The sequence below is a fragment of the Qiania dongpingensis genome, assembly GCF_014337195.1.
GTDB lineage: Bacteria > Bacillota > Clostridia > Lachnospirales > Lachnospiraceae > Lientehia > Lientehia dongpingensis.
In genome coordinates this window covers 2,679,353-2,699,457 of sequence record NZ_CP060634.1, presented here as the reverse complement: position 1 = coordinate 2,699,457, position 20,105 = coordinate 2,679,353, and the positions used below count along the sequence as shown (strand labels likewise).

Here is a 20,105-nt window from a genome sequence, read left to right as displayed (position 1 = left end):
GGGTTTTTTATTTCATAGGAGGTGTGTCCAATGAAATAAAAAACTGCCGGCGGAAGAAAAGGGAGCAGGAACCTCTTGTGCCTGCCCCCCCCTGCTATTCATGATTTCATGGTATCTTCCCGCATCCTATACGGTCAGAATCTCTTTGCTCTTGATCTCGATTTCCTTATCCACCTTCTCGATGAACTTGTCCGTCAGCTTCTGCACCTTTTCTTCCAGCTGCTTCTGTTCGTCCTCGGAAATCTCTCCGCTCTTGTTCTGTTTCTTGATGGAATCATTGGCATCACGGCGGATATTCCGGATTGCCACCTTCGCTCCGTCTCCCTTTTTCTTTACGTCCTTGGCCAGCTCTTTTCTGCGCTCCTCGGTCATCTCCGGGAACACCAGACGGATCACGCTGCCGTCGTTGCTGGGATTGATGCCCAGATCGGATACCTGAATCGCCTTTTCGATATTCTTGATGAGGCTCTTTTCCCAAGGCTGGATAAGGAGCATCCTGGGCTCCGGCACAGATACGTTGGCCACCTGCTGGATACCGCTCGGCACTCCATAATAATCCACCGTTATCTGGTCCAATACATGGGGGTTCGCGCGGCCTGCCCGGATTGACGCATATTCTGCCCGCAGCACACTCACCGCTTTTTCCATTTTCTCTTCAAATACCCTTAACTTCTCTTCCATATCCGAATCCTCCCTATTTATCATCCACCGTCACCACGGTGCCTGTGATATCGCCCTTCATGGCTTTCCGGATACTGTCCTTCTCGCCCAGCCCGAACACTGCCATAGGCATATGATTCTCCATACACATGATAGACGCGGTCAGGTCTACCACCGCCAGCTTTTTCTCGATCACTTCCCCAATGGAAACCGTATCATACTTCTTCGCGTCCGGATTCGTCCTGGGATCGCTGTCGTATACGCCGTCCACTGCCTTTGCCAAAAGGATGATGTCTGCCTCCATCTCAATGGCCCTCAGCACAATGCCCGTATCCGTGGAAAAGTATGGATGACCCGTCCCTCCCGCGAAGAACACCACCTTTCCTTCCCGAAAGCACTGGTTCGCGGCATCCTTGGAAAACAGCTTCGTCATGGTGCCGCAGGCAAACGGAGTGAAAATCTCTGTGTCCATTCCCTCGGAACGAAAAATCTCCGACACGTAGATACAATTCATTACCGTAGCCAGCATCCCGATCTGATCGGCCTTCGGCCGGTCTATGGCATTGCTGGAGCGTCCTCTCCAGAAGTTTCCACCGCCGATCACAACGCCGATCTCCACACCTTCTTCTGCTGAAGGCTTCACCTGCCTCGCCACAGCCTTCACCGTAGCTTCGTCAAACCCTTTTCCGGCCGGCCCCGCCAGAGCCTCGCCGCTGAGCTTCAGTAATACACGTTTTGCTTTCTCCATGATCTCCCTCACTAGTATCCATCATGCAGCTGTCAAACATCACCATCGCTGCCTATAATTATCTAATATAGTATAGCACAACCTCCCCGCACTGTACAAGTTATAAATTCGTGACATTAAACACAATGAATTCAACCTGTTATCTAATTTTTTGCCACTTAGATACCATCTGGTCTGTAAGAGAATATACAACACCATTGCCCGCGTCAATCCAATATTCTCTTTCTTTAATTGTTGACGGGTTCTGTTCGTCATAAAAAATCAGAATATAATGCCCTTCGTAATCGCTAACCTTAAAGTCTATATCCGCAAAATAAGACTCGTCCCCATAAGCCCATTCAGAAAAGTCCACAGGCGTTCCATCAAGATGATATTCCCTTCCCCACCTGCTTGTTATATCCTGCAAAACTTTTTCATCCAGTATCATGGTTTTTAAAACATAAGAAGCTTCCATTACGTAGTGATCATATTTATAATCCTCGTAAGCATCTGGTTCATCTTCTCTGTTTACAGATCCTAAATATTTAACTGAATTTTCACTCAAGGATACTATACTTTGTTTTTGGTAATCTAAGATTCTCTGGCGTTGTTCCTTGTCGGGATTCGGCTGAAACCCAAAATGTGGCCGGATATATTCTATGAATTTATAATCACCATACCACTCTTCTTTCTCCTCCATATTCGAAAAATTCGAGACAGTACTCTCTGTTATTTTTAATTCATATAATTCATCCGGATTTTTCCCTGTTTCAGTCTCCTGAATTTTGCTTCCCGCTTCCTCACTATTTATTTCTTCACCACAGGCACAGCATCCCAAAACGCACATTATTAAAAATATATTTAAAATACAGACAGAGACATACTTTTTCATAAAATCTGCTCCTATTTATAAAAAATAAGGCCGCCATTTCCCAGATAATAAGGGCACATTTGAATTTCATGTTGAGCTAATGGGCCAATCCCCATTTTAGAACGAATAATTATTTTACCTCCGTTAGTGCTATGTACTACTCCAACATGACTGCCCAAACTATCTGTTCTTGTATAATAAATCACCCCACCGGCTGTTGCATTTGTCAGACTACTTCCTAACCTTGTATAGCCAGCCGCAGTAGGCGAAAGATTATTTAACCAGTAGATGTTTGATGTGGAACGATTAACCATCGCATATGAGGCGCAGTTATACATTGTAGTAGCTGTACCAAGAATTGTCGCTTGGGGATATGCTTGACTATACGCAATATTCTCCTGATTTTTCTGTGCTGTTGACAAATCGGACAGATAATGAATTACGGAAACATTTACACCCTTAAGTGATTTTACCGTATGACTAGTAAATTCAGCTCTATAAACCTGCATTCCGGCAATTCTTAGATTAGACTCCGTACCATATAATTCGGACGCTAAAGCTTTCTGATCATCTTTTTGATCTATCACTTTTATCAATTCATCTAATTGTTTTTCAGAAACTGTAACTTTATCTGCCATATTACTAATTAATATCTCCGCAAAAGTCAATTTAATAATACTTATATCCCCTTCTTCTTCCTTGATTGGTACGGGCATATTTTCATAATATTCTATCAATGTCATAAAACCATCTGTTCTTTTTTCTAATTCTCGCAAAGCATTCGAACAACTTAATACATGAGCATATCCCTCTTCCAAAGTATTAAACAATGTCAAATCAACTAAAAATGGATAATCCATTACAGCCTGAACCAATTGCTGAGTAGTCATATCTTCTAATATTTCCTGAGAAATAGAATATGCTTCAACTTTTTCAGTATATGTCATTTCCATCCAGCTTTCATCTGAAATTCCCACTTCATACGAATACCTATCATTTTCTATCTGATCACAGCTACCTGTATTACCATTTGCTGATGCTGTAAATCCTAGAACCAACGATAATATTATTGTAGTAAACACAGCCGCACTTTTTTTCATACATAATCCCCCTTTTTAAATAAATAATAACTTTTTTGAAATGTTATCATCTTTGTTACCCTTTACATATAAGTACTTTTTAGCCACTTAAAAGTCTTTTTACAGTCAATTTTTTGAACTATTATTATTTTTTTGATTTTAGTTGTTTATATTCTTAGTATATCGTATTCATATAATTTTTACCAGTTTTTTTTATCATCTCATTATTAACGCCTTATTTAAATCTTCTTTTTCTTAATAGATTATTTATTTCCGCAACACATTAACTATTGCATAAAACCATCAGACGCTTTTATGCAACTCAAAAAGGAAGCGGGGCCTCGCCCCGCTTCCGCATAAAAGTCTCAAAGCATATTCTATTAGCCCATCATATCCACATCGATGTTCAGCATCCGGCAGATCATCTTCAGCTTTTCCACCTGGTCGCCGTATACGGCATGGCAGTGGTTGGCATCGAACTTATCCAGGAAAATGCTATGATCAAAAGGAAGCTTTGCAAATACATGAGGCCATTCTTCCGTGGTCTCCGCCATTTTTTCCTTGGGCAGCTCTACAAATTCTGCCGGAATGATGGTCATACGGTATTTGCCTTCCCGACGGCACAGTCTGGCAATGGTGGCCTTTCCGGGTTTCGTCATCAGGTTTACATGGCAGCCGCCGCCGGCATAAATGGGAAGCGCCGGATAAAGCGTGGTCTTTGCCAAGTTCTCTTTATAATCATCAGAAGCTGCCGCGTAATAGGTAGACTGAGATCCGCAGTTGCAGAATACCATCACATCATAATCCTTGTCATAATGGCGCACATCCATGAACACGACCGGATCATCGGTCAGAAGATGAAGGATTTCCATGGTCAAAGCCGCGTCGGAGTCCGCCTCACAGGCACAGATCACGGGCTTTTTAGGGCCGTCCCAGTCATAGGGGTCATTCATAAAAGCTGCGGACAGGCACTGAGTGCAGTAGTGACGGCTCATCTCATAATGGCATTTCACCCCGATGAAATCCAGGTCGTTGTCCTTAACGATTTCCTTAGTAGCTTCATAATGACGGATCTGCGTTTTCAGCTTTTCAGGCGTGAAGCTGGTGCCGTTGTATTTAATCTCGCCCACATTGTCGGTAAGCCATTTGAATGCCTTCTCTACCTGCTCTTCGCTGACATTGTCTGCCCGACGGACGATCTCCAGCTGGTCAATGTGCTCAATATCCACGCCGAAGTTGCGCTCCCAATCCTGCATGTCAACGGTAGCGCTGTACATGCCAAGGCTTCTGCCGCCGATAAGGCCGTATTTCATTCCGTTCAGCCGGCTGACCACCTTAGAACATTTTGCAAAATCAATGATCTTATTTAAGACTTCCGTTTCCCGCACATCTCCGGCCACGCGGAAATGATCGATCCCAATATGGCTCAAAGCTCCGCCTGCGGCGAGCATGGACACCATGCCGGGCCAGTCGGGATTTAAGTTAGCCGCCAGAAGGAAGGGACCCTTGCCGTTCTTAGCCGCGATCGCGCTGAAGTTGGGGAATGCGAATACGCCGTAGGAGAAGATCGTACCGTCCACACCCTTACATTTCAAATCCTCCGCAAGTCTTTTTGCAGATTCTACACTATTTACCAGGCTGTCCGCCACGATCACATCTACTTCCCCGCTCTTCGTCAGCTCTTCGTAGATCACGTCCACCTGTTTCTGAACAACGTCCTTGAGCTGCTCATGTACTTCCGGATCCCCGTCGGAAAACCCGATCAGGCCAATCAGCGGTTTCTTATTCTTTTCTGCCATAGATAATACCTTCCTTTCTTTCCCTGCCGCACAACACCCCCGTGCCGGCAATTTTGTTATGTATAATGTATTTTGTATTTACTATTTCAAATATGAAATAGTAAATTTCATATATTGTGATTATAGCATAATAATTGAAAAATATCAATAGAAAGCTGTCTTCTCAATTGTCAATCTAATTCTAAATATAGTTGACATTTCATCGCTTCTATTCTATAATGTCAGCAGTCTTATTTAATACATGGAACGTTTGGAGGAACCCTGACTATGGAAAAAAGCAGTGCAAAAAAAAGTGCCAAACCGGCATTGTCCATCATGCAGATGACGCTGATCGGTGTGATGACCGCCGTAACCTGCATACTCGCTCCCCTGGTGATCCCGCTTCCCATCAGCCCCGTGCCGATCTCCTTTACAAACCTGGCCGTATATATATCCCTGTATGTGCTCGGTATGAAAGCCGGAACCATCAGTTATCTGGTCTATCTTCTGATCGGCCTGGTGGGAGTCCCTGTCTTTTCCGGCTTTACGGGAGGCCCGGCCAAGCTGGCAGGCCCCACCGGCGGATATTTGGTCGGGTTCCTGTTCATGGCGCTGATCGCCGGATATTTTATCGACCGCTTTTCCAGGAATCACATTCTTCAGGTTCTCGGAATGATACTGGGAACTGCCGTATGCTATCTGTTCGGCACTGTATGGCTCTGCATTCAGATGAAGCTGTCATTCCCCGCAGGTCTGATGGCCGGCGTCGTCCCCTATTTGCCGGGAGACGCAGCCAAGATCGTACTGGCGGCACTTGTTGGACCTGTTCTGAAAAGGGCGGTTTCCCGGCTTAAAGACCGTTAAGCCCGCGGGGATTCCAGTTGACGGATGTATCCTGCCATGATAGAGTGAAATTGTCAATCGTAAACAATCTTTTACCTGAATCAGGAGGATACTTTCATGAAATATAACATTCAGGGAGGCAATCTCCCCGTGGTCATCTGTGAGCTTGACGCCAATGAACAGATGATCACAGAACGCGGGTCCATGAGCTGGATGTCACCCAATATGCAGATGGCTACCAGCGGCGGCGGTAGCATCGGCAAAGCTTTCGGACGGATGTTTTCCGGCGAAGCCATTTTCCAGAATATCTATACCGCCCAGGGCGGCCCCGGCATGATCGCATTCGCCTCCAGCTTCCCCGGCTCCATCCGGCCGCTGGAAATCATGCCCGGAAGTGACATGATCGTGCAGAAGGCCGGTTTCCTGGCCTCCACCGCCGGAGTGGATCTGTCTGTTTTCTTCCAGAAAAAGCTGGGCGCCGGCTTCTTCGGCGGAGAGGGCTTCATCATGCAGCGGCTGTCCGGAAATGGCATGGCTTTCATCGAGATTGACGGAGCCGCCATAGAATACGACCTGGCCCCCGGCCAGCAGCTCATTGTGGATACCGGCTATCTGGCCGCCATGTCTTCCACCTGCAGCCTGGACATCCAAAAGGTCCCTGGCGTTAAAAATATGTTTCTGGGCGGCGAAGGCATCTTCAACACCAGGATCACCGGCCCCGGCCATGTGATCTTACAGACTATGCCTGTGAGCGATGTCGCAAAAACTCTGCAGCCCTTTTTCAACACCAGCGGAAACGGCTGAACCATGTGCTGAATCGCAATACCATTGGAAGTTCCAGGCCATCAAGCTTCTGGTCTGGGACTTTTTTGCATCTTCTGCAGCCGCTTTTCCGCGGCTGTCATCTCCTGCTCATACCGCTCGATCTTTTTATCAAGTCGTTCGATTGACGCCCGTATGTCCTCCATGCGGTCCATAAGCTGATTTCTCTGTTCGATCAGAATCGCTTTTCTGGCGCCGGCCGTTTCGTCCCCTTTCCGGAACAGAGTCACGTACTCAATCAAGGCTTCAATCTGAACCCCTGCTTTTCTCATACATTTCATCAGTTCGATCCATCCGCAGGACTCTTCGTCATAGTCCCGAATGCCGCCTCCCGTCCGCGGAACCGGGGGAATCAGACCAATCCGCTCATAGTAGCGGAGAGTATCCGCGGTAAGACCATATTTTCTGCTAACCTCTGCAATTGTCATAAGAATCCCGCCTTTCTATCCCTTGCCGCACAAAATGCAGCCGCCTGGAGTGTGTGCATTAAGGGATGCCCTTGGGTATACCTTTGAATATCTTTAAAAAAACGTATCTTTATAACCAGATGAGACAGGAGGAAATCCGATTCCATCCAGGCGGCTCGCTGGCAGCCATAACCAGCAGCTTTACGGCCTCCAGTCGGTCCTTTCCAACTGACATGGATAAATCGATATTTATCCATGTCAGATTCCAATAAAAACCTGCATGAGATTCGGTTTTTACCTCCCTGCAGCCGGGAAGATTCTGCTAACGGCTTTGCGGCGCTCACCTTACGATGGAATCGGATCGTTCCTCCCGCTCCTCTTGCCGCACCAAAGTAGGCGCTCGTTTGTTATAAAAGCCATTGGGGCGGCCCACCGCCATAAGGCGCGCGGGCCGTGTAGATATCCAATCCTTTTCTGGAATCAAGGAAACGGAAATTATCCAGTATAGTGCGGCAGGCAGGGCGCCGGCAGAAAGATTCCGGGACGGCCTAAAGGCGAGCGCCGCAGGGCAGCAACCGGTGTTCCCCAAGCAAAGGGAGGCAGAAACGGATACAGGAAATCATCAAGATTTCCTGTTGACATGTGAGCGGTACTTCCGAAGCGGGGATAAAGCGGCCCCTGCATCGCCAGCGAGCCGTAATCGTGACGGCCCGGAACTTCTGCCGGCGCAATGCTGAATGTCCATTTATTTTCGAAACCATTCCCCTGGATATACCATAACATCCGAACCTCACCCTATGTCAAGGTTTTTCTCAAATCTTTTACTGCTCCAGTCCGCATACATCCAGGAACGCCCGATAGTGTCTTCTCCACTCTTCTGCCTTTTTAGGATGAAAAATCTCAAATTTAAAGGAATTTCTCACCACTTCTCTTATTTCTTCCTCCGAATTAAGCACTCCAGTCCCCACTGCCTGAAGCAGAGAGTTTCCGATGGCAGCCGCCTCCTTCGGCCCCGCGATCACTTCCAGATCAGCTGCGGAAGCCAGCATTTCATTCAGAAAGCCCACGCCGCTGGCTCCCCCCACCACATAAAGCGTATCAACCCGCCTTCCTGTAGTGCGCTTTAAAGCATCCAGAGAATACAGACATTTAAATGTGATACTTTCATAGATGATCCTGGCCATCTGCCCCACATCGTCTCTTTGGACTTCCGGCTGCCCTGTCCGTCTAAGATAGGCCGCTACAGCTTCGGTCATATCATCCGGATTATAAAAGCAATCATCATCCGTATCAATAACGGCGTAAAAAGGGACCGCGGACCGGGCGAGCTCCACAATGGCCGGATAATCATAGTCAACTCCCATTATCTGTTCCCATTTCCGCTTACATTCCTGAATGATCCACATAGCACATACATTCCGTTTAAGCAGTGTTTTTCCAAAGGCCAGTCCCGTATTGGAAAGATTATAGTGGTAGGACAGTCCGCTGTCCGCCGGCTCCTCCAGCTCCATGCTCACCAAATACCAGCTCCCGGTTGAAATATAGGCCCAATCCTTTCTGTCATCCACCGGGACCGCCACTCCCGCCGACGACGTATCATGCACGGCCGGGGCCACCACTTCAAACCGGTTTGTTCCGTACCATCTGGCTTGTTCCTCCGATATCCTCCCCAGGCATGCACCTGCATGCACTACCGGAGGCTGAAGACTTTTAGGAATTCCGAACAGATCAAATACCCGGTCCTCCCAGCATTGATCCCTCATATTGAACATTTGAGAATAGGAAGCCACTGAAAATTCCGAACATACCTTTCCGGAAAAAAAATACATCAGGATATCTCCCAAATGCATCATCCGATTCCCATTCTTAAGAAGCTCCGGGCTCTCTTTTTTTACCGCCAGCAGCTGACACAGGGTAGCGTCCTGAATGCGCCGCTGGGTGGTCAGCTTATAAAGCTCCCGGTAACTGATCTTCTTCTCCACTTCCTCGGGCATGCCGTTCGTCCGTTTATCCCGGTAAAAGACTGGAAGCCCTACCAATTCTCCCTGAGGATCCACAATCCCAAAATCACTGGACCAGGAATCCGCTCCAAGGCTTCTGACCGCCGTGCCCTCCCGTCCAAGTTTTTCCAGCGTCCGGCAGATCTCTCCATAAATTCCATAGACATCGATGCATACGTGGCCGTTCATATAAATCCTGGGAGTGGGAAAGCGCTCCACCTCCCGCATCTCTATTGTCTTCCTGTCTGTCAGGCCGGACAGCAGGATCTTGCCATTGCTGGAGCCCAGGTCTACGGCTAAATATTGTTCCTTCATCATATCCCTCCGATCATGAAAAAGGGCAGAACTCCGTTTCCTGAGATTCTGCCCTGTCAGTCTGCACCTTGTTCCGATGGGATTGTCCTAACTCTCCGTCCGGTTCACTTCTGGTTTAAAGAGAAGAAAAAGTCACATTCCTCCGGACTCAGATCTGCCTGTCTCCCCAAGGCATTGGCAATGAACACCGTTTTTGTAATAGCCTCGGCCGCTTCTACTCTGTTCATGGCGTCAGTCACTGTCGCCCCTACGGCCAGTACGCCGTGGTTGCCTAGGATGACGATATCATGATGCTTAAGTATCGGGATCGCCCCTTTCAGGATGTCCTCTGTGCCGGGCCGGCCATAAGGCGCCACCTGAAAATAATCGAAGTTCCCCATCATCTCCGGATATGCCCTTGTCTCCACCGGCTTGCAGCATAGAGCATAAGCAGTCAAAAAGGTGGGATGGCAGTGTACCACTCCTCCTATGTCATCCCGGATGGTATAGGTTTCCATGTGCATGGGAAGCTCCGAGGTGGGTTTACAGTTCCCTCCCACCTGTTTTCCGTCCGAATCAATCACAGCCACCATCTCCTCAGTCAAGAGAGCCTTATTCTTTCCTGTCGGAGTAATATAGACCAGCCCGTCTTTCTTTGTCGATATATTCCCCTCAAAGGCATTCACCAGGTTCTTCTCATCCAGGCGTTTTGCCACCTGGAGAACTTCCAGTATCTTTTCTCTGTCCATCGTTTTAAACCCTCCTTATATTGTCATGGTTCCTCTATCAAATAATCCCCAAGCTCTTCAAAGAGCTTTCCGGCGTCGATGTCGTCTTCCACCACTACGAACATATCTTCCTTCAGGCTGAGGATGAACATGCCCAGCAAAGATTTGGCGTCGACCATTCCCGATTTGCTGTGAATCCAGATATCATACGTGTACTGCGATACGATCCGGTTAATCTTCATGATGTCATCGGCTTCATGAATCTGTATCCGTTTTCTCATTTTTTGCTCCTTTCCATAACAGAGGCCTAATAGTGAATGCGTTCAAACAGCTTTCTGTTGTTCTCAAAAGCTTCCTCCATCCGGTCATTTTTCTTTGGCTCATAAATCCGGATCTCCACAGAACGCCTCACAATCTCCCTGGTCTCCATAAGGCTCCCTGCCAATCCGCCGGCCAGAAGCTGAACAGAGGTATTTCCGTATGCGCTGGCCTCCGCCGGCCCTGCCTTCACCACGCACGCGGCCGCATCGGCTATAGCCTGGCATAAAGACGCGTCCTGGCTTCCCCCGGCCACGATGTGAATCACGGAAAACCTTCGTCCGCTGCATTCCTCCAGCCGTTCCTTCATTACCTTAAATTTAAGTGCCAGACTGTCATCTATGCACCGAATCACCTGTCCCGCAGTCTCCGGTACCGGCTGTCCGCTTTCCAGGCACAGACGGCGTATCACGCCGGGGATATCTCCCGGAGGCACCAGCCTGGCGTCATCCACATCGATCACGCTTTGGAAAGGCTCGCATACTGCCCCCAGCTCTGCCAGCTCTCCGAAACTAAATTCTTTTCCTTCCCGTATCCATTGGCGCCTGGATTCCTGTATCATCCACATGCCCATGACATTTTTGAGGAAACGGATCCTTCCGTCAGATCCTCCTTCGTTGGTAAAGCGATACCGCGCCGCAGTTTCATTGATAATGGGAGTATCCGATTCGATCCCGATCATTGCCCAGGAGCCGCATACGATATACACAAAATCCTGGGATTCTGCGGGCACTCCGGCAGCCGCAGCAGCCGTATCGTGGCTGCATCCAGACATCACCGGCACCCGGTGACCCCGAATACTCTCCCTTGTTTTTCCAAGCATATGGGCCTGTGTGACCGGGAGCAGTTTTTCCCGGGGAAACGGCACAGCCCCCAAAAGCGTCTCATCCCAGGTTTTCCGCCAGGGATCCAGCATCTGGGAGGTGGAAGCGATGGAATAATCCGCGTTCTTTTCTCCGGTCAGAAAGTAATTGAAAAAATCCGGAGTGAACAGCATACAGGATATAGATTCCAGCATCCAAGGTTTTTCCTTTACCAGATAATAAAGCAGGTACAGAGTATTCCAGTTCAAGAACTGGACACCTGTCCTCATATAAATCTCTTTTTCCGGAACCCTCTCAAAGAATTCTTCCTTCAGGCCGTTAAACCGACAGTCCCTGGCGCAGATGCCTCCCCAGAGATATTCGCCGTTCCGGTCCAAAGCTGTCATATCGGTGCCCCAGGAATCCAGGGCCAGACTGTCAAGTGGAGCGTCTTTGGCAGCCGCCAAAAGGGCATCCCTCACTTGAGCGAACACTCCTAAAAGGTCCCAGTACTCATGTCCCAGCGCAGGAACCGATTCATGATAAAACCGGTTCTTCTCCTGGATCTCTACTGTCCTTCCATCGTATTCTGCCAGAAAAGTCCGGACACTGGAGGTCCCTATGTCCAGGGCCGCCATCCTGAATTTCTTCTCCATCTGTTCCTCCTTTTACAATGCCGGCGGAAATACTGCCGGCCGGTCTTACTCATACTAACTATATTCAGAATTTCACATAACCCGGATGCTTCGCCTCCGGATTATTGCCCCGGTACATTTCCACCAGCTTATCAATTTCTTTTCTGGGAAGCTCATTCTGTTTTCCAAGCATCATGCCCAGATAAATAATCTTCGCGTTGTACTCCAGCGTTTCTGTTTTAAAATATGCGGTGGTCAGATCCTTTCCCACGGTCACGGTCCCGTGGTTCTCCAGCAGGAACGCGTCATATGTCTGAAGGAACGGAATCATGGCGTCGGCCAGCTCCTGCGTAGAGGGCTTTGCATAAGGAACGATGGGGACGGCTCCCAGCGCGCAGACAGCCTCCGGAAGGATATATTTATCCAGCGGGATATGTGCAACGGCAAACGTAGTCGCATAGGGCGGATGCGCATGTACTACGGCTCCCACGTCCGGCCTTTCCTTATAGACCCGCAGATGGACCTTCACCTCAGAGGACGGTTTCCAGGTGCCTTCCAGCACTTCCCCCTTTTCATTCACTTTCACGATCATATCCGGTGTCAGATATCCCTTGCTGACTCCGGTCGGCGTGGTCAGGTACTCTGTTTCATTCAGCTTTACGGTGATATTCCCATCGTTGGCGGCCACAAATCCATTGGTATAGATCCGCTTTCCGATATCGCACATAAACGCCTTTAATTCCTGTTCATTCATTTTGTCTTTCCTCCTGTATTGGCTTTTTTGTTCATGCAGTTACTATGATCATTTCCCCGCTTCCAGACAGACCGCCCGGATACCAAGGATACTGCAGATTTCTTTCAGCTCCTTTTCATATTCTCCATATATCACATGGATATGGTTGGAGCGCACCTCATCAAAAAAGGTCTCTTTATCACAGAGCAGTTCAAAATAAGCGTGAGGTCTCTCCCATATGGTCTCCCTGAGCTTTTCCCGGTCAAAATACACGGCATTGGCCGGAACGATCAGCATCTCATATTCTCCCTGCTTCCGATTCAGTCTCGCCATGGTCACCCGCCCCTCTTTTGTCACGTATTGGGGACATGTGCCGCCGTATTTCCAGTAGTGTTCGTGCACGCCTTCTCTTTCCCAGATGACTTCCTTTTTATCTCTGGCAAAGTCCGTAGGCTGGGATCCGCAGTTGCATGTGGTCAGCACCCGGTCCTTATAGTCATATTGGGACAAATCTGTGAACATCACCGGACCTTCCTGCAGATGATGGAGAAGCTCCATGGTCAGCGCTGCATTGATATCCGCTTCACACCCGAATACCATCCTCTCTTTCTTTCCAAAGGCGTCTTCGCAGTCTCCCATCATGGAATGGCACAGACAGAACGATGTATACTGATTGGCCATCTCCGGCAGACATTTAGTGGAAACAAAAGACAGGTTATTTTCTCTGCAGAACTGCTTCATGGCCAGATACAACTTGATCTGTTTCATCATGGCTTCTTTGGTCGTCACAATGCCCCCGAAGTTTTCTTCGATCCATTTATAAAATTTTTCCGCTTCGTCGTCGTCTATTTTCTCCGCCCTGGCGATAATCTCCATTTGTTCAAAGGTCTCAATCTCCACTCCAAACTTTTCACGCACCACATTGGGATCGCACACTGCCGTCACCATGCCCATGCAGGTTCCTCCGCCCAGTCCCAGCTTTTCTCCTTTCATAGAAGAGACCGCGCAGGCCGCGTCCAGATAGACTCTGCATTTTTCTCTGGTGGCAGCATCCTCAAAGGGGCCGTACACCAGATTTGCATGAAATCCGAATTCATCCATTCCGCCTCTGGCGATGGCTCCGCCCACCAAACCGCAGGTCCCTGCGCCAGCATCGGCCCAGATGACCACAGGGACGCCCGCCTCCCGCACCAATGCCGCGGCACAGTTGGCATAAGTCCAGGTCCCCACGTAGAGGACCAGCGCCTGGATTCCCATATAGCGCAGCTCTTTTCCGGCTTTTACCATGTCTTCCATGGTACGGTTCACATTGCCGGCATCCTTTACCTCATAGCCCATCTCCTTCAATGCGGCCTTCACCACCTCGTGGGTGGCCGCAACACGGTCAATGGTTTCCTGAGGCCAGCTGTCCCCAGGCGCAAAAGTCGAAACAAGGCCTATCACTTTTTTTGACATAGGATTTCCCCCTTATTCTGATGTTTTGATCAATTGTTCTATCTGCTCCCTGTCCTCCAGGATACCGAGCTCTGTCTCCACCCGCACCGTTTCAAAAGGGGCGATGGTCTGGAGCGTCCCATATTTTTTTTCGTTCACCCGGCCCTCGCAATGGCAGTTCGCAGGTTCCAAGCCCACCGCATAAGCTCCTGCTATGTTCGTTTTCCACTCATGCAGAAACGGCATTACATTCGTATCCTGTTTGATATAAAATCCAAATCCAAGCCTCTCATTGAACGCCAGAGTTGTCACCTGCTTCTTCTCCCGGAAGCTGTGCATGATGCAGATTTCCTTTCCCGGCACCTGAGGCTTTTCCACCTTCCGATACTCAGAAAGATACGGCGCCGCCCATTCGTCCCTGCAGGATTTCTCCGATGGCTCCACATAAATCTTCATCTCCGAATCTGCAAAGGGAAAACCCAGGTTCAAATGATACATGTACATGAGCGGCCGTTCCTCAAACCCTTCATTTTCCAGCTCATCGGTGATCTTCACAGCCGGCTTCCCCATGGAGACCTGCATGTGCCGCCTGAGAGCAATATTTTCTCCGAAGAGGCTGGTCTCCCTCACTTCTCCGTACAGCTCAATGAGATAATCATTCTCAGCCCAATGGGCGGCAGCGGCGACATTCACCGCCGACATGGCTTTGATCCGTCCATGACACACCTGCCTCTCTCCCGCGTCCACACAATCATACCCGACATTTTGGGTGCCGCAGGTATAAAACAGGCCGCCGCACAAATGCCTGAGTGTGTCTTCCGAAGATTCCGGAAGATAGCGGAGCGGATACACAAGGCCGTTTTTGCTCAAGAAATTCAGGGGAATCCCTTTGTAGCTCATGGAATTTACATCCATGCACCGGTTTTCCATCACAGAAAATTCCATTCCGCTCCCGTTTTTCACTTCCAGAAAGCGAATCCCATCCCCGTTTCCGTCAATCTGCTCCTTCCTCGTCACGCCGGCTATCTGAGTGATATTTCCAGCGTAGGAAAGAAGCTCTTGTTTCGTATAATCCCGTCCGAATACTTTCATTTACATTCACCTTTTCAAAACCTGTGGCCTGCTTCCGCAGGCGGAAACAGACCACAGCGTTCCGTAAAGCATGGTTATCGGTTTTTATTACTTCCCGAAGGGGTACAGAAGCTCCTGAATATGTTCGTCATCGAAGTTCGCAGGAGTTACGATACTGTTGCCGGAGTTCACAAATTTCTCAACATCTTTTCCTTCGATCAGATTAATGGCCTGCGCTACAGACTCATAGCCCATGTTATAAGCTTCTGCAACGGAGCATGCTGCGATGGTTCCATTCTGGATATAACCGTTGATCGTATCGGAGGAGTCGAAGCTTCCCAGGAGGACCTTGCCGCCCAGTCCCTTTTCTTCCAGAGCGGAGGCGATGCCCTCAGCCGTGGGAGTGTTGGTCGTGTAGAATGCCTTGATGTCGGGATATGCAGCCAGCATGTCATAGGTCTGGCTCATAGCCTTGGAAGAGTCGTTCTGAGAATAAAGGATTTCTCCAACGATCTCGATATCGGGGTATTTTTCTTTGATGTAATTGATGAAGCCGTTCTCACGAGCCATGATGGTCGCGCCGCCGGGTACTGCGGAGATGATGCCTACCTGTCCTTTGCCGCCAATCCTCTGAGCGATTTCCTCAGCTACATCAGCGCCGGCTTTTTCATTGTCCAGAGCTACCAGACAGTCATAATCTTCTGTGGAGATCTTAGAATCGACCAGTACCATGGGGATGCCGGCTTCCTGGACCTCAGCGCAGGCGCCTGCAAGGGCGTCGGTATCGTTGGGGGCTAAAACGATGGCCGCGGGCTTTGTTCCGATAGCTGCCTCAACCATGGATACCTGCTTTTCAATGTCCACTTCTCCTAAAGGCGGCGCCTGATAGATCACGTCGTACCCTTTTTCTTTTCCGCATGCTTCCGCGCCGTCCTGCAGGCAGAGCCAATGGTTATACTGGGACTCTTTGCCAATTACGTAGATGGTCTTGCTTCCCGATGCGCCTTCCTCTTTTTTGGCCTCGGTGGTCTCGTCCTTTTTTGCTTCCGTGGTCTTCTCTTCAGCCGCCTTTGTGGTCTCGTCCTTCTTTGCCGCAGTGGTCTCGTCGGCCGCTTTCTTTCCGCAGCCCGAGAGCGCCATGATCAGGCAGAGCATCACCGCTGCAACCGCTGTCCATTTGTTTCGTTTCATGTTTCTTCCTCCTTTTACATTTTTATATAGTAAACAGCCCTATGCTGTTCCTAGCGTTCTTTCCCTTTACTTCTTGGAAGCCTCTCTGCGCCTCCGCATGATATCGGCCCACACGGCCACGATGATGATCACACCGGTGATAACCTGCTGCCAGAAGGTATTCACCCCCAGAAGGTTCAGCCCATTCCTCATGATACCAACGATAAACGCGCCCATCACAGCTCCGGGAATCGTGCCCTGGCCGCCCATCATACTGACGCCGCCGATTACGGATGCCGCGATGCCCTCCAGCTCAAAGCTGGTCCCAGCCGTGGGCTGCGCGGACAGAAGCCTCGTGGTGAGCATCACGCCCGCCAGTCCGGCCATGCCGCCGCTGAACATATAAGCGATGGTCGTGATCTTATCCGTACTGATACCGGAAAGTCTGGCCGCCTCCACATTGCTGCCCGTCGCGAATATTTTTCTTCCCAGCGTCGTCTTGGAAAGGACGATGGTCAGGATCACCGCGCATATCACCATGATATATACCAGCATGGGAATGCCGAGGATCTTTCCGCTCCCGATGAACTTAAGTCCTGCCAGATCGCCTTCGCTGGCCACTTCACGCACAGAAATGGACGAACCGCTGGAGATGATATAAGTGGCTCCACGGAATATGTACTGAGTACCCAATGTGGCGATAAATGGGATCAGGTGCATCTTTGTAACCAAAAATCCGTTGAAAAGGCCGCACAAAATACCGCACCCAATGGTGATGATAATACAGATCCATGCCGGTATGCCGGCCCGGAGGCTGACGCAGAAAATCGCTCCTGCCACACCGACCACGGAACCCGCCGACAGCTCGGCGCCGCCGATGATCAGTACAAAGGAAATGCCGCAGGCCAGAGTCGCATAAATGGCCACGGAAAGGGTGATGCTGATGACATTGTCTACGGTCAAGAAGGCTCTCGACAGGATAGAAAAAATGATGATCAGACCGAACAGTCCGGCCATGCTGCCCAGAAAGTTTGCAAATTTCGTCCGGGTAATCTTGTTTTTTACGGTATTCGAATTATTCATTTCCTTCACGCTCCGTTCCCTTTGTTTTCAGGCCAGTGATGTATTCCATGATCTCTTCCTGAGTCGTTTCCTTTGCAATCACTTCCCCCACAATGCTTCCTTCATGCATGAGAGCAACCCTGTCGCTCATGCCCAGAAGCTCCGGAAGCTCGGATGAAATCATAATGATTCCCACACCCTGGTCGCTCAGCTCATTCATCAGCTTATAAATCTCAAACTTGGCTCCCACATCGATGCCCCTCGTCGGTTCATCAAAGATCAGCAGGTCCACCTGTCTCGACAGCCATTTGGCTAAAACGAGCTTCTGCTGATTCCCGCCGGAGAGGAACTGAGCCAGCTGGCCCAGCTTCGGAGTCTTCACCGACAGCGCGTCCACATAGTGCTTCGCGTTCTCCTCCGCCGTTTTGTTGATAACAAAACCGTATTTGGATATTTTTTTCATGGAAGCCATATTGATGTTTTTCTCACAGTCCAGGCGGAGGGCCAGGCCCTCGTTCTTCCTGTCCTCAGTCAGATACGCGATCCCGTTTTTGATCGCCTGGCCGGGACTTCCCACGTTCACCTTTTTGCCGTTTACCTTCACTTCTATGCTGCTCACCGGATCGGCGCCGAATATCGCTCTCGCCATTTCTGTACGTCCGGCTCCCATCAGCCCCGCGATACCCAGGATCTCTCCTTTACGCACGTCAATATGATCCACATTTACCTTCTTATTCCGAATATGGTTCGCTTCGAAGAAGACTTCTCCAATCTTTCTCTCATGCTTCGGATATTTGTCCTCCATGGTCCTGCCCACCATCCGGTTGATCAGTTCATCCAGAGTCACACTGGCAAAATCAAAGGGATCTCCCACCTGCTGGCCGTCCCGCAGTACAGTCACACGGTCTGCGATCTTGGAAAGCTCTTCCATCCTGTGGGAAATATAGATGATTCCTTTCCCTTCCTTCTGAAGCTGCTTGATGACCATGAAAAGCTGCTCAATCTCCGAGTCCGCCAGAGCCGCTGTCGGCTCGTCGAACACGACCACGTCCGAGTCAAAGGACATTGCCTTGCAGATTTCTACCATCTGCATCTGAGCCACGCTCATGGTCATTACCACATCTCCCGGCTTGATCATATTCAGCTTGAACCGGTCCAGGATCTTCTGTGTTTCTTTTTCCACATATTTGGCATCCACAAATCCAAATTTGTTTTTATGCCGCCCAATATAGACATTATCCGCCACGGTCAGATCCGGGCAGAGATTGAATTCCTGAAAGATAATGCTGATGCCCAGCTCCTGGGCCTCCTTAATGTTGTGAATGGAGACCTCCTTTCCTTTTACAATGATCTTTCCCTCGTCAGGGGCATAGACGCCGTTCAGTATTTTCATCAATGTGGATTTCCCCGCGCCGTTTTCCCCCAAAAGCGCATGGACTTCTCCCGAATTGACCACGATGTTCACGTTGTCCAGAGCCTTTACGCCGGGAAAGCTTTTCGAGATTCCCTCCATCCTAAGAATTTCACCCATACTATGTACACCCTTTCTCTCTCCTTGTCATTTTGAAAGGAACACCTTTTCACGGACTATTTTAGAGGCGTAGGCCGCGTCTCCCCGCCTGATACATTCTTCTATATTCTCCATGCCGATCTTATCCACCATCTTGTCGAACATATCGAGGTACAGAATACTCTCTTCCGCACAGGCGAAGGAATCTTCACGGCTGGGGAAGATGTCTACGGAACACCAGCCGTCATATTTTACCTTTCTCAACACGTAGCAGAGCTCTATGTATTCAATAAACCGGACCGACCCCAGGATCATGTCGTCGTCCCAATAACCCAAACAGTCATTGGTATGCATGTGGAAGAGGCGTCCTCTTTCCGCACAGGCCTGTACTGCCGCGGCCATATTGGCGTTGGCATAGAGCACATGCCCCACGTCCACGGACACGCCCAGGTTCTTTCTCCCTCCCTCCGCACACATCAGAAGGGCCGTTCCGTATGTATCCACCAGAGAACGGTTCCTGGGCTCCCTGGGCTTGAACTCCAGCGCCACCTTCACGTCTGGATTATGGTCGGCGACTTCCACCGCTCCGTCCAGGAAATCGTGATAAAGCCTGCTGTAATCCGTACAGAGCGCGTAGTCAAATCCATCCTGCCCCGGCCAGATGTTGATGACCTCCGCTCCCATCTCTGCCGCATAGTCGGATGCCCGTTTGCAGATATCGATGGCTTTCCGGCGGAGCGCCGGATCTGGATTGGCCAGAGAGCCTTTCCCCAAATCTCTCCTGCCCGCGATGGCCACATTGATACAGGCGCATTTCAGGTTCAGATCTTCCAAGATTCTTTTTGTTTCTTTTCCGTCTGCTTCCTCTCCGCCTGAGGAGATCTCAAGCCCCTGGATGCCGGGAATCTCCGCCAGTTTTTTTGCCTTCTCCGCGAAGGAACAGTCCTCCTTGTACCCTTCAAATACGAATCTGTCACCGAGGATACCCATGGATCCTGTAATTACGCTTTGTTTCATTTCCATTCCTCCCTGTTCGTTTTCATGTTCCTTTTGCATTGGATCGGTGTTTGCTTCATCGTCATTTTAAACAATCAATTGTGCCATTTTTTAAAATAAATCATACAATTGCACATGTTTCTGTATCTCATGGTGTTATTCTA

General features: G+C 49.4%; 20 protein-coding genes. 2 read left to right on the top strand and 18 right to left on the bottom strand.

Going from position 1 to position 20,105, the window contains the following annotated elements; all coding sequences use genetic code 11:
* Positions 1–126: 126 nt before the first annotated feature.
* The 5 genes from frr to H9Q78_RS12620 all read right to left on the bottom strand — a co-directional run bounded on the left by frr (position 127) and on the right by H9Q78_RS12620 (position 5,136).
* The gene (gene frr, locus H9Q78_RS12640) at positions 127–681 is read right to left on the bottom strand and encodes a ribosome recycling factor (protein WP_249302119.1); all 555 of its coding nucleotides are present in this window, start codon (positions 679–681) and stop codon (positions 127–129) included.
* 13 nt (positions 682–694) lie between these two features.
* Positions 695–1,408, bottom strand: a complete 714-nt coding sequence (gene pyrH, locus H9Q78_RS12635) for a UMP kinase (RefSeq protein WP_249302117.1) — start codon at positions 1,406–1,408, stop codon at positions 695–697.
* A 139-nt stretch (positions 1,409–1,547) separates the two neighbouring features.
* Positions 1,548–2,279: a hypothetical protein gene (locus H9Q78_RS12630; protein ID WP_249302116.1), complete on the bottom strand. Its 732-nt coding sequence runs from the start codon at positions 2,277–2,279 to the stop codon at positions 1,548–1,550.
* Between the two features lie 11 nt (positions 2,280–2,290).
* Positions 2,291–3,358, bottom strand: coding sequence for a CHAP domain-containing protein (locus tag H9Q78_RS12625; RefSeq protein ID WP_249302115.1), 1,068 nt, complete (start codon positions 3,356–3,358; stop codon positions 2,291–2,293).
* 359 nt (positions 3,359–3,717) lie between these two features.
* Positions 3,718–5,136, bottom strand: a complete 1,419-nt coding sequence (locus tag H9Q78_RS12620; protein ID WP_249302114.1) for an L-fucose/L-arabinose isomerase family protein — start codon at positions 5,134–5,136, stop codon at positions 3,718–3,720.
* Positions 5,137–5,403: 267 nt separating this feature from the next.
* On the opposite strand from H9Q78_RS12620, the gene H9Q78_RS12615 reads away from it, so the two are divergent.
* Complete coding sequence (locus H9Q78_RS12615; protein ID WP_249302113.1) at positions 5,404–5,979, top strand: biotin transporter BioY; 576 nt, start codon at positions 5,404–5,406, stop codon at positions 5,977–5,979.
* 96 nt (positions 5,980–6,075) lie between these two features.
* Positions 6,076–6,762: an AIM24 family protein gene (locus tag H9Q78_RS12610; RefSeq protein ID WP_249302111.1), complete on the top strand. Its 687-nt coding sequence runs from the start codon at positions 6,076–6,078 to the stop codon at positions 6,760–6,762.
* A gap of 41 nt (positions 6,763–6,803) precedes the next feature.
* On the opposite strand, the gene H9Q78_RS12605 is transcribed toward H9Q78_RS12610, so the two are convergent.
* The 13 genes from H9Q78_RS12605 to H9Q78_RS12545 all read right to left on the bottom strand — a co-directional run bounded on the left by H9Q78_RS12605 (position 6,804) and on the right by H9Q78_RS12545 (position 19,962).
* Complete coding sequence (locus tag H9Q78_RS12605) at positions 6,804–7,208, bottom strand: MerR family transcriptional regulator (protein WP_249302109.1); 405 nt, start codon at positions 7,206–7,208, stop codon at positions 6,804–6,806.
* A 474-nt stretch (positions 7,209–7,682) separates the two neighbouring features.
* Positions 7,683–7,970 (bottom strand): hypothetical protein, encoded by a 288-nt coding sequence (locus tag H9Q78_RS12600; RefSeq protein ID WP_249302107.1) that lies wholly within the window; start codon positions 7,968–7,970, stop codon positions 7,683–7,685.
* Positions 7,971–8,008: 38 nt separating this feature from the next.
* Positions 8,009–9,505, bottom strand: coding sequence for a rhamnulokinase (locus tag H9Q78_RS12595; RefSeq protein WP_249302105.1), 1,497 nt, complete (start codon positions 9,503–9,505; stop codon positions 8,009–8,011).
* A gap of 101 nt (positions 9,506–9,606) precedes the next feature.
* The gene (locus tag H9Q78_RS12590; RefSeq protein WP_249302103.1) at positions 9,607–10,230 is read right to left on the bottom strand and encodes a class II aldolase/adducin family protein; all 624 of its coding nucleotides are present in this window, start codon (positions 10,228–10,230) and stop codon (positions 9,607–9,609) included.
* Positions 10,231–10,253: 23 nt separating this feature from the next.
* Positions 10,254–10,490 carry an HPr family phosphocarrier protein gene (locus H9Q78_RS12585; protein ID WP_249302101.1) on the bottom strand — a complete coding sequence of 79 codons (237 nt, stop codon included), beginning with the start codon at positions 10,488–10,490 and terminating at the stop codon, positions 10,254–10,256.
* Between the two features lie 26 nt (positions 10,491–10,516).
* Positions 10,517–11,986, bottom strand: coding sequence for a rhamnulokinase (locus tag H9Q78_RS12580; RefSeq protein ID WP_249302099.1), 1,470 nt, complete (start codon positions 11,984–11,986; stop codon positions 10,517–10,519).
* 64 nt (positions 11,987–12,050) lie between these two features.
* Entirely contained in the window at positions 12,051–12,719 is a 669-nt protein-coding gene (locus H9Q78_RS12575; protein WP_249302096.1) for a class II aldolase/adducin family protein, read from the bottom strand.
* 48 nt (positions 12,720–12,767) lie between these two features.
* A complete protein-coding gene (locus tag H9Q78_RS12570) occupies positions 12,768–14,153 on the bottom strand; it encodes a hypothetical protein (RefSeq protein WP_249302094.1) in 1,386 nt (461 codons plus the stop codon).
* Between the two features lie 12 nt (positions 14,154–14,165).
* A complete protein-coding gene (locus H9Q78_RS12565) occupies positions 14,166–15,224 on the bottom strand; it encodes an aldose 1-epimerase family protein (protein WP_249302092.1) in 1,059 nt (352 codons plus the stop codon).
* Between the two features lie 87 nt (positions 15,225–15,311).
* Positions 15,312–16,394: an ABC transporter substrate-binding protein gene (locus H9Q78_RS12560; protein ID WP_249302090.1), complete on the bottom strand. Its 1,083-nt coding sequence runs from the start codon at positions 16,392–16,394 to the stop codon at positions 15,312–15,314.
* Between the two features lie 66 nt (positions 16,395–16,460).
* Positions 16,461–17,456, bottom strand: coding sequence for an ABC transporter permease (locus tag H9Q78_RS12555; protein WP_249302089.1), 996 nt, complete (start codon positions 17,454–17,456; stop codon positions 16,461–16,463).
* Positions 17,449–18,966 (bottom strand): sugar ABC transporter ATP-binding protein, encoded by a 1,518-nt coding sequence (locus tag H9Q78_RS12550; RefSeq protein ID WP_249302088.1) that lies wholly within the window; start codon positions 18,964–18,966, stop codon positions 17,449–17,451. Before H9Q78_RS12550 ends, H9Q78_RS12555 begins: the two co-directional genes overlap by 8 nt.
* Positions 18,967–18,993: 27 nt before the next feature.
* Complete coding sequence (locus H9Q78_RS12545) at positions 18,994–19,962, bottom strand: sugar phosphate isomerase/epimerase family protein (protein WP_249302087.1); 969 nt, start codon at positions 19,960–19,962, stop codon at positions 18,994–18,996.
* Between the last annotated feature and the right edge of the window lie 143 nt (positions 19,963–20,105).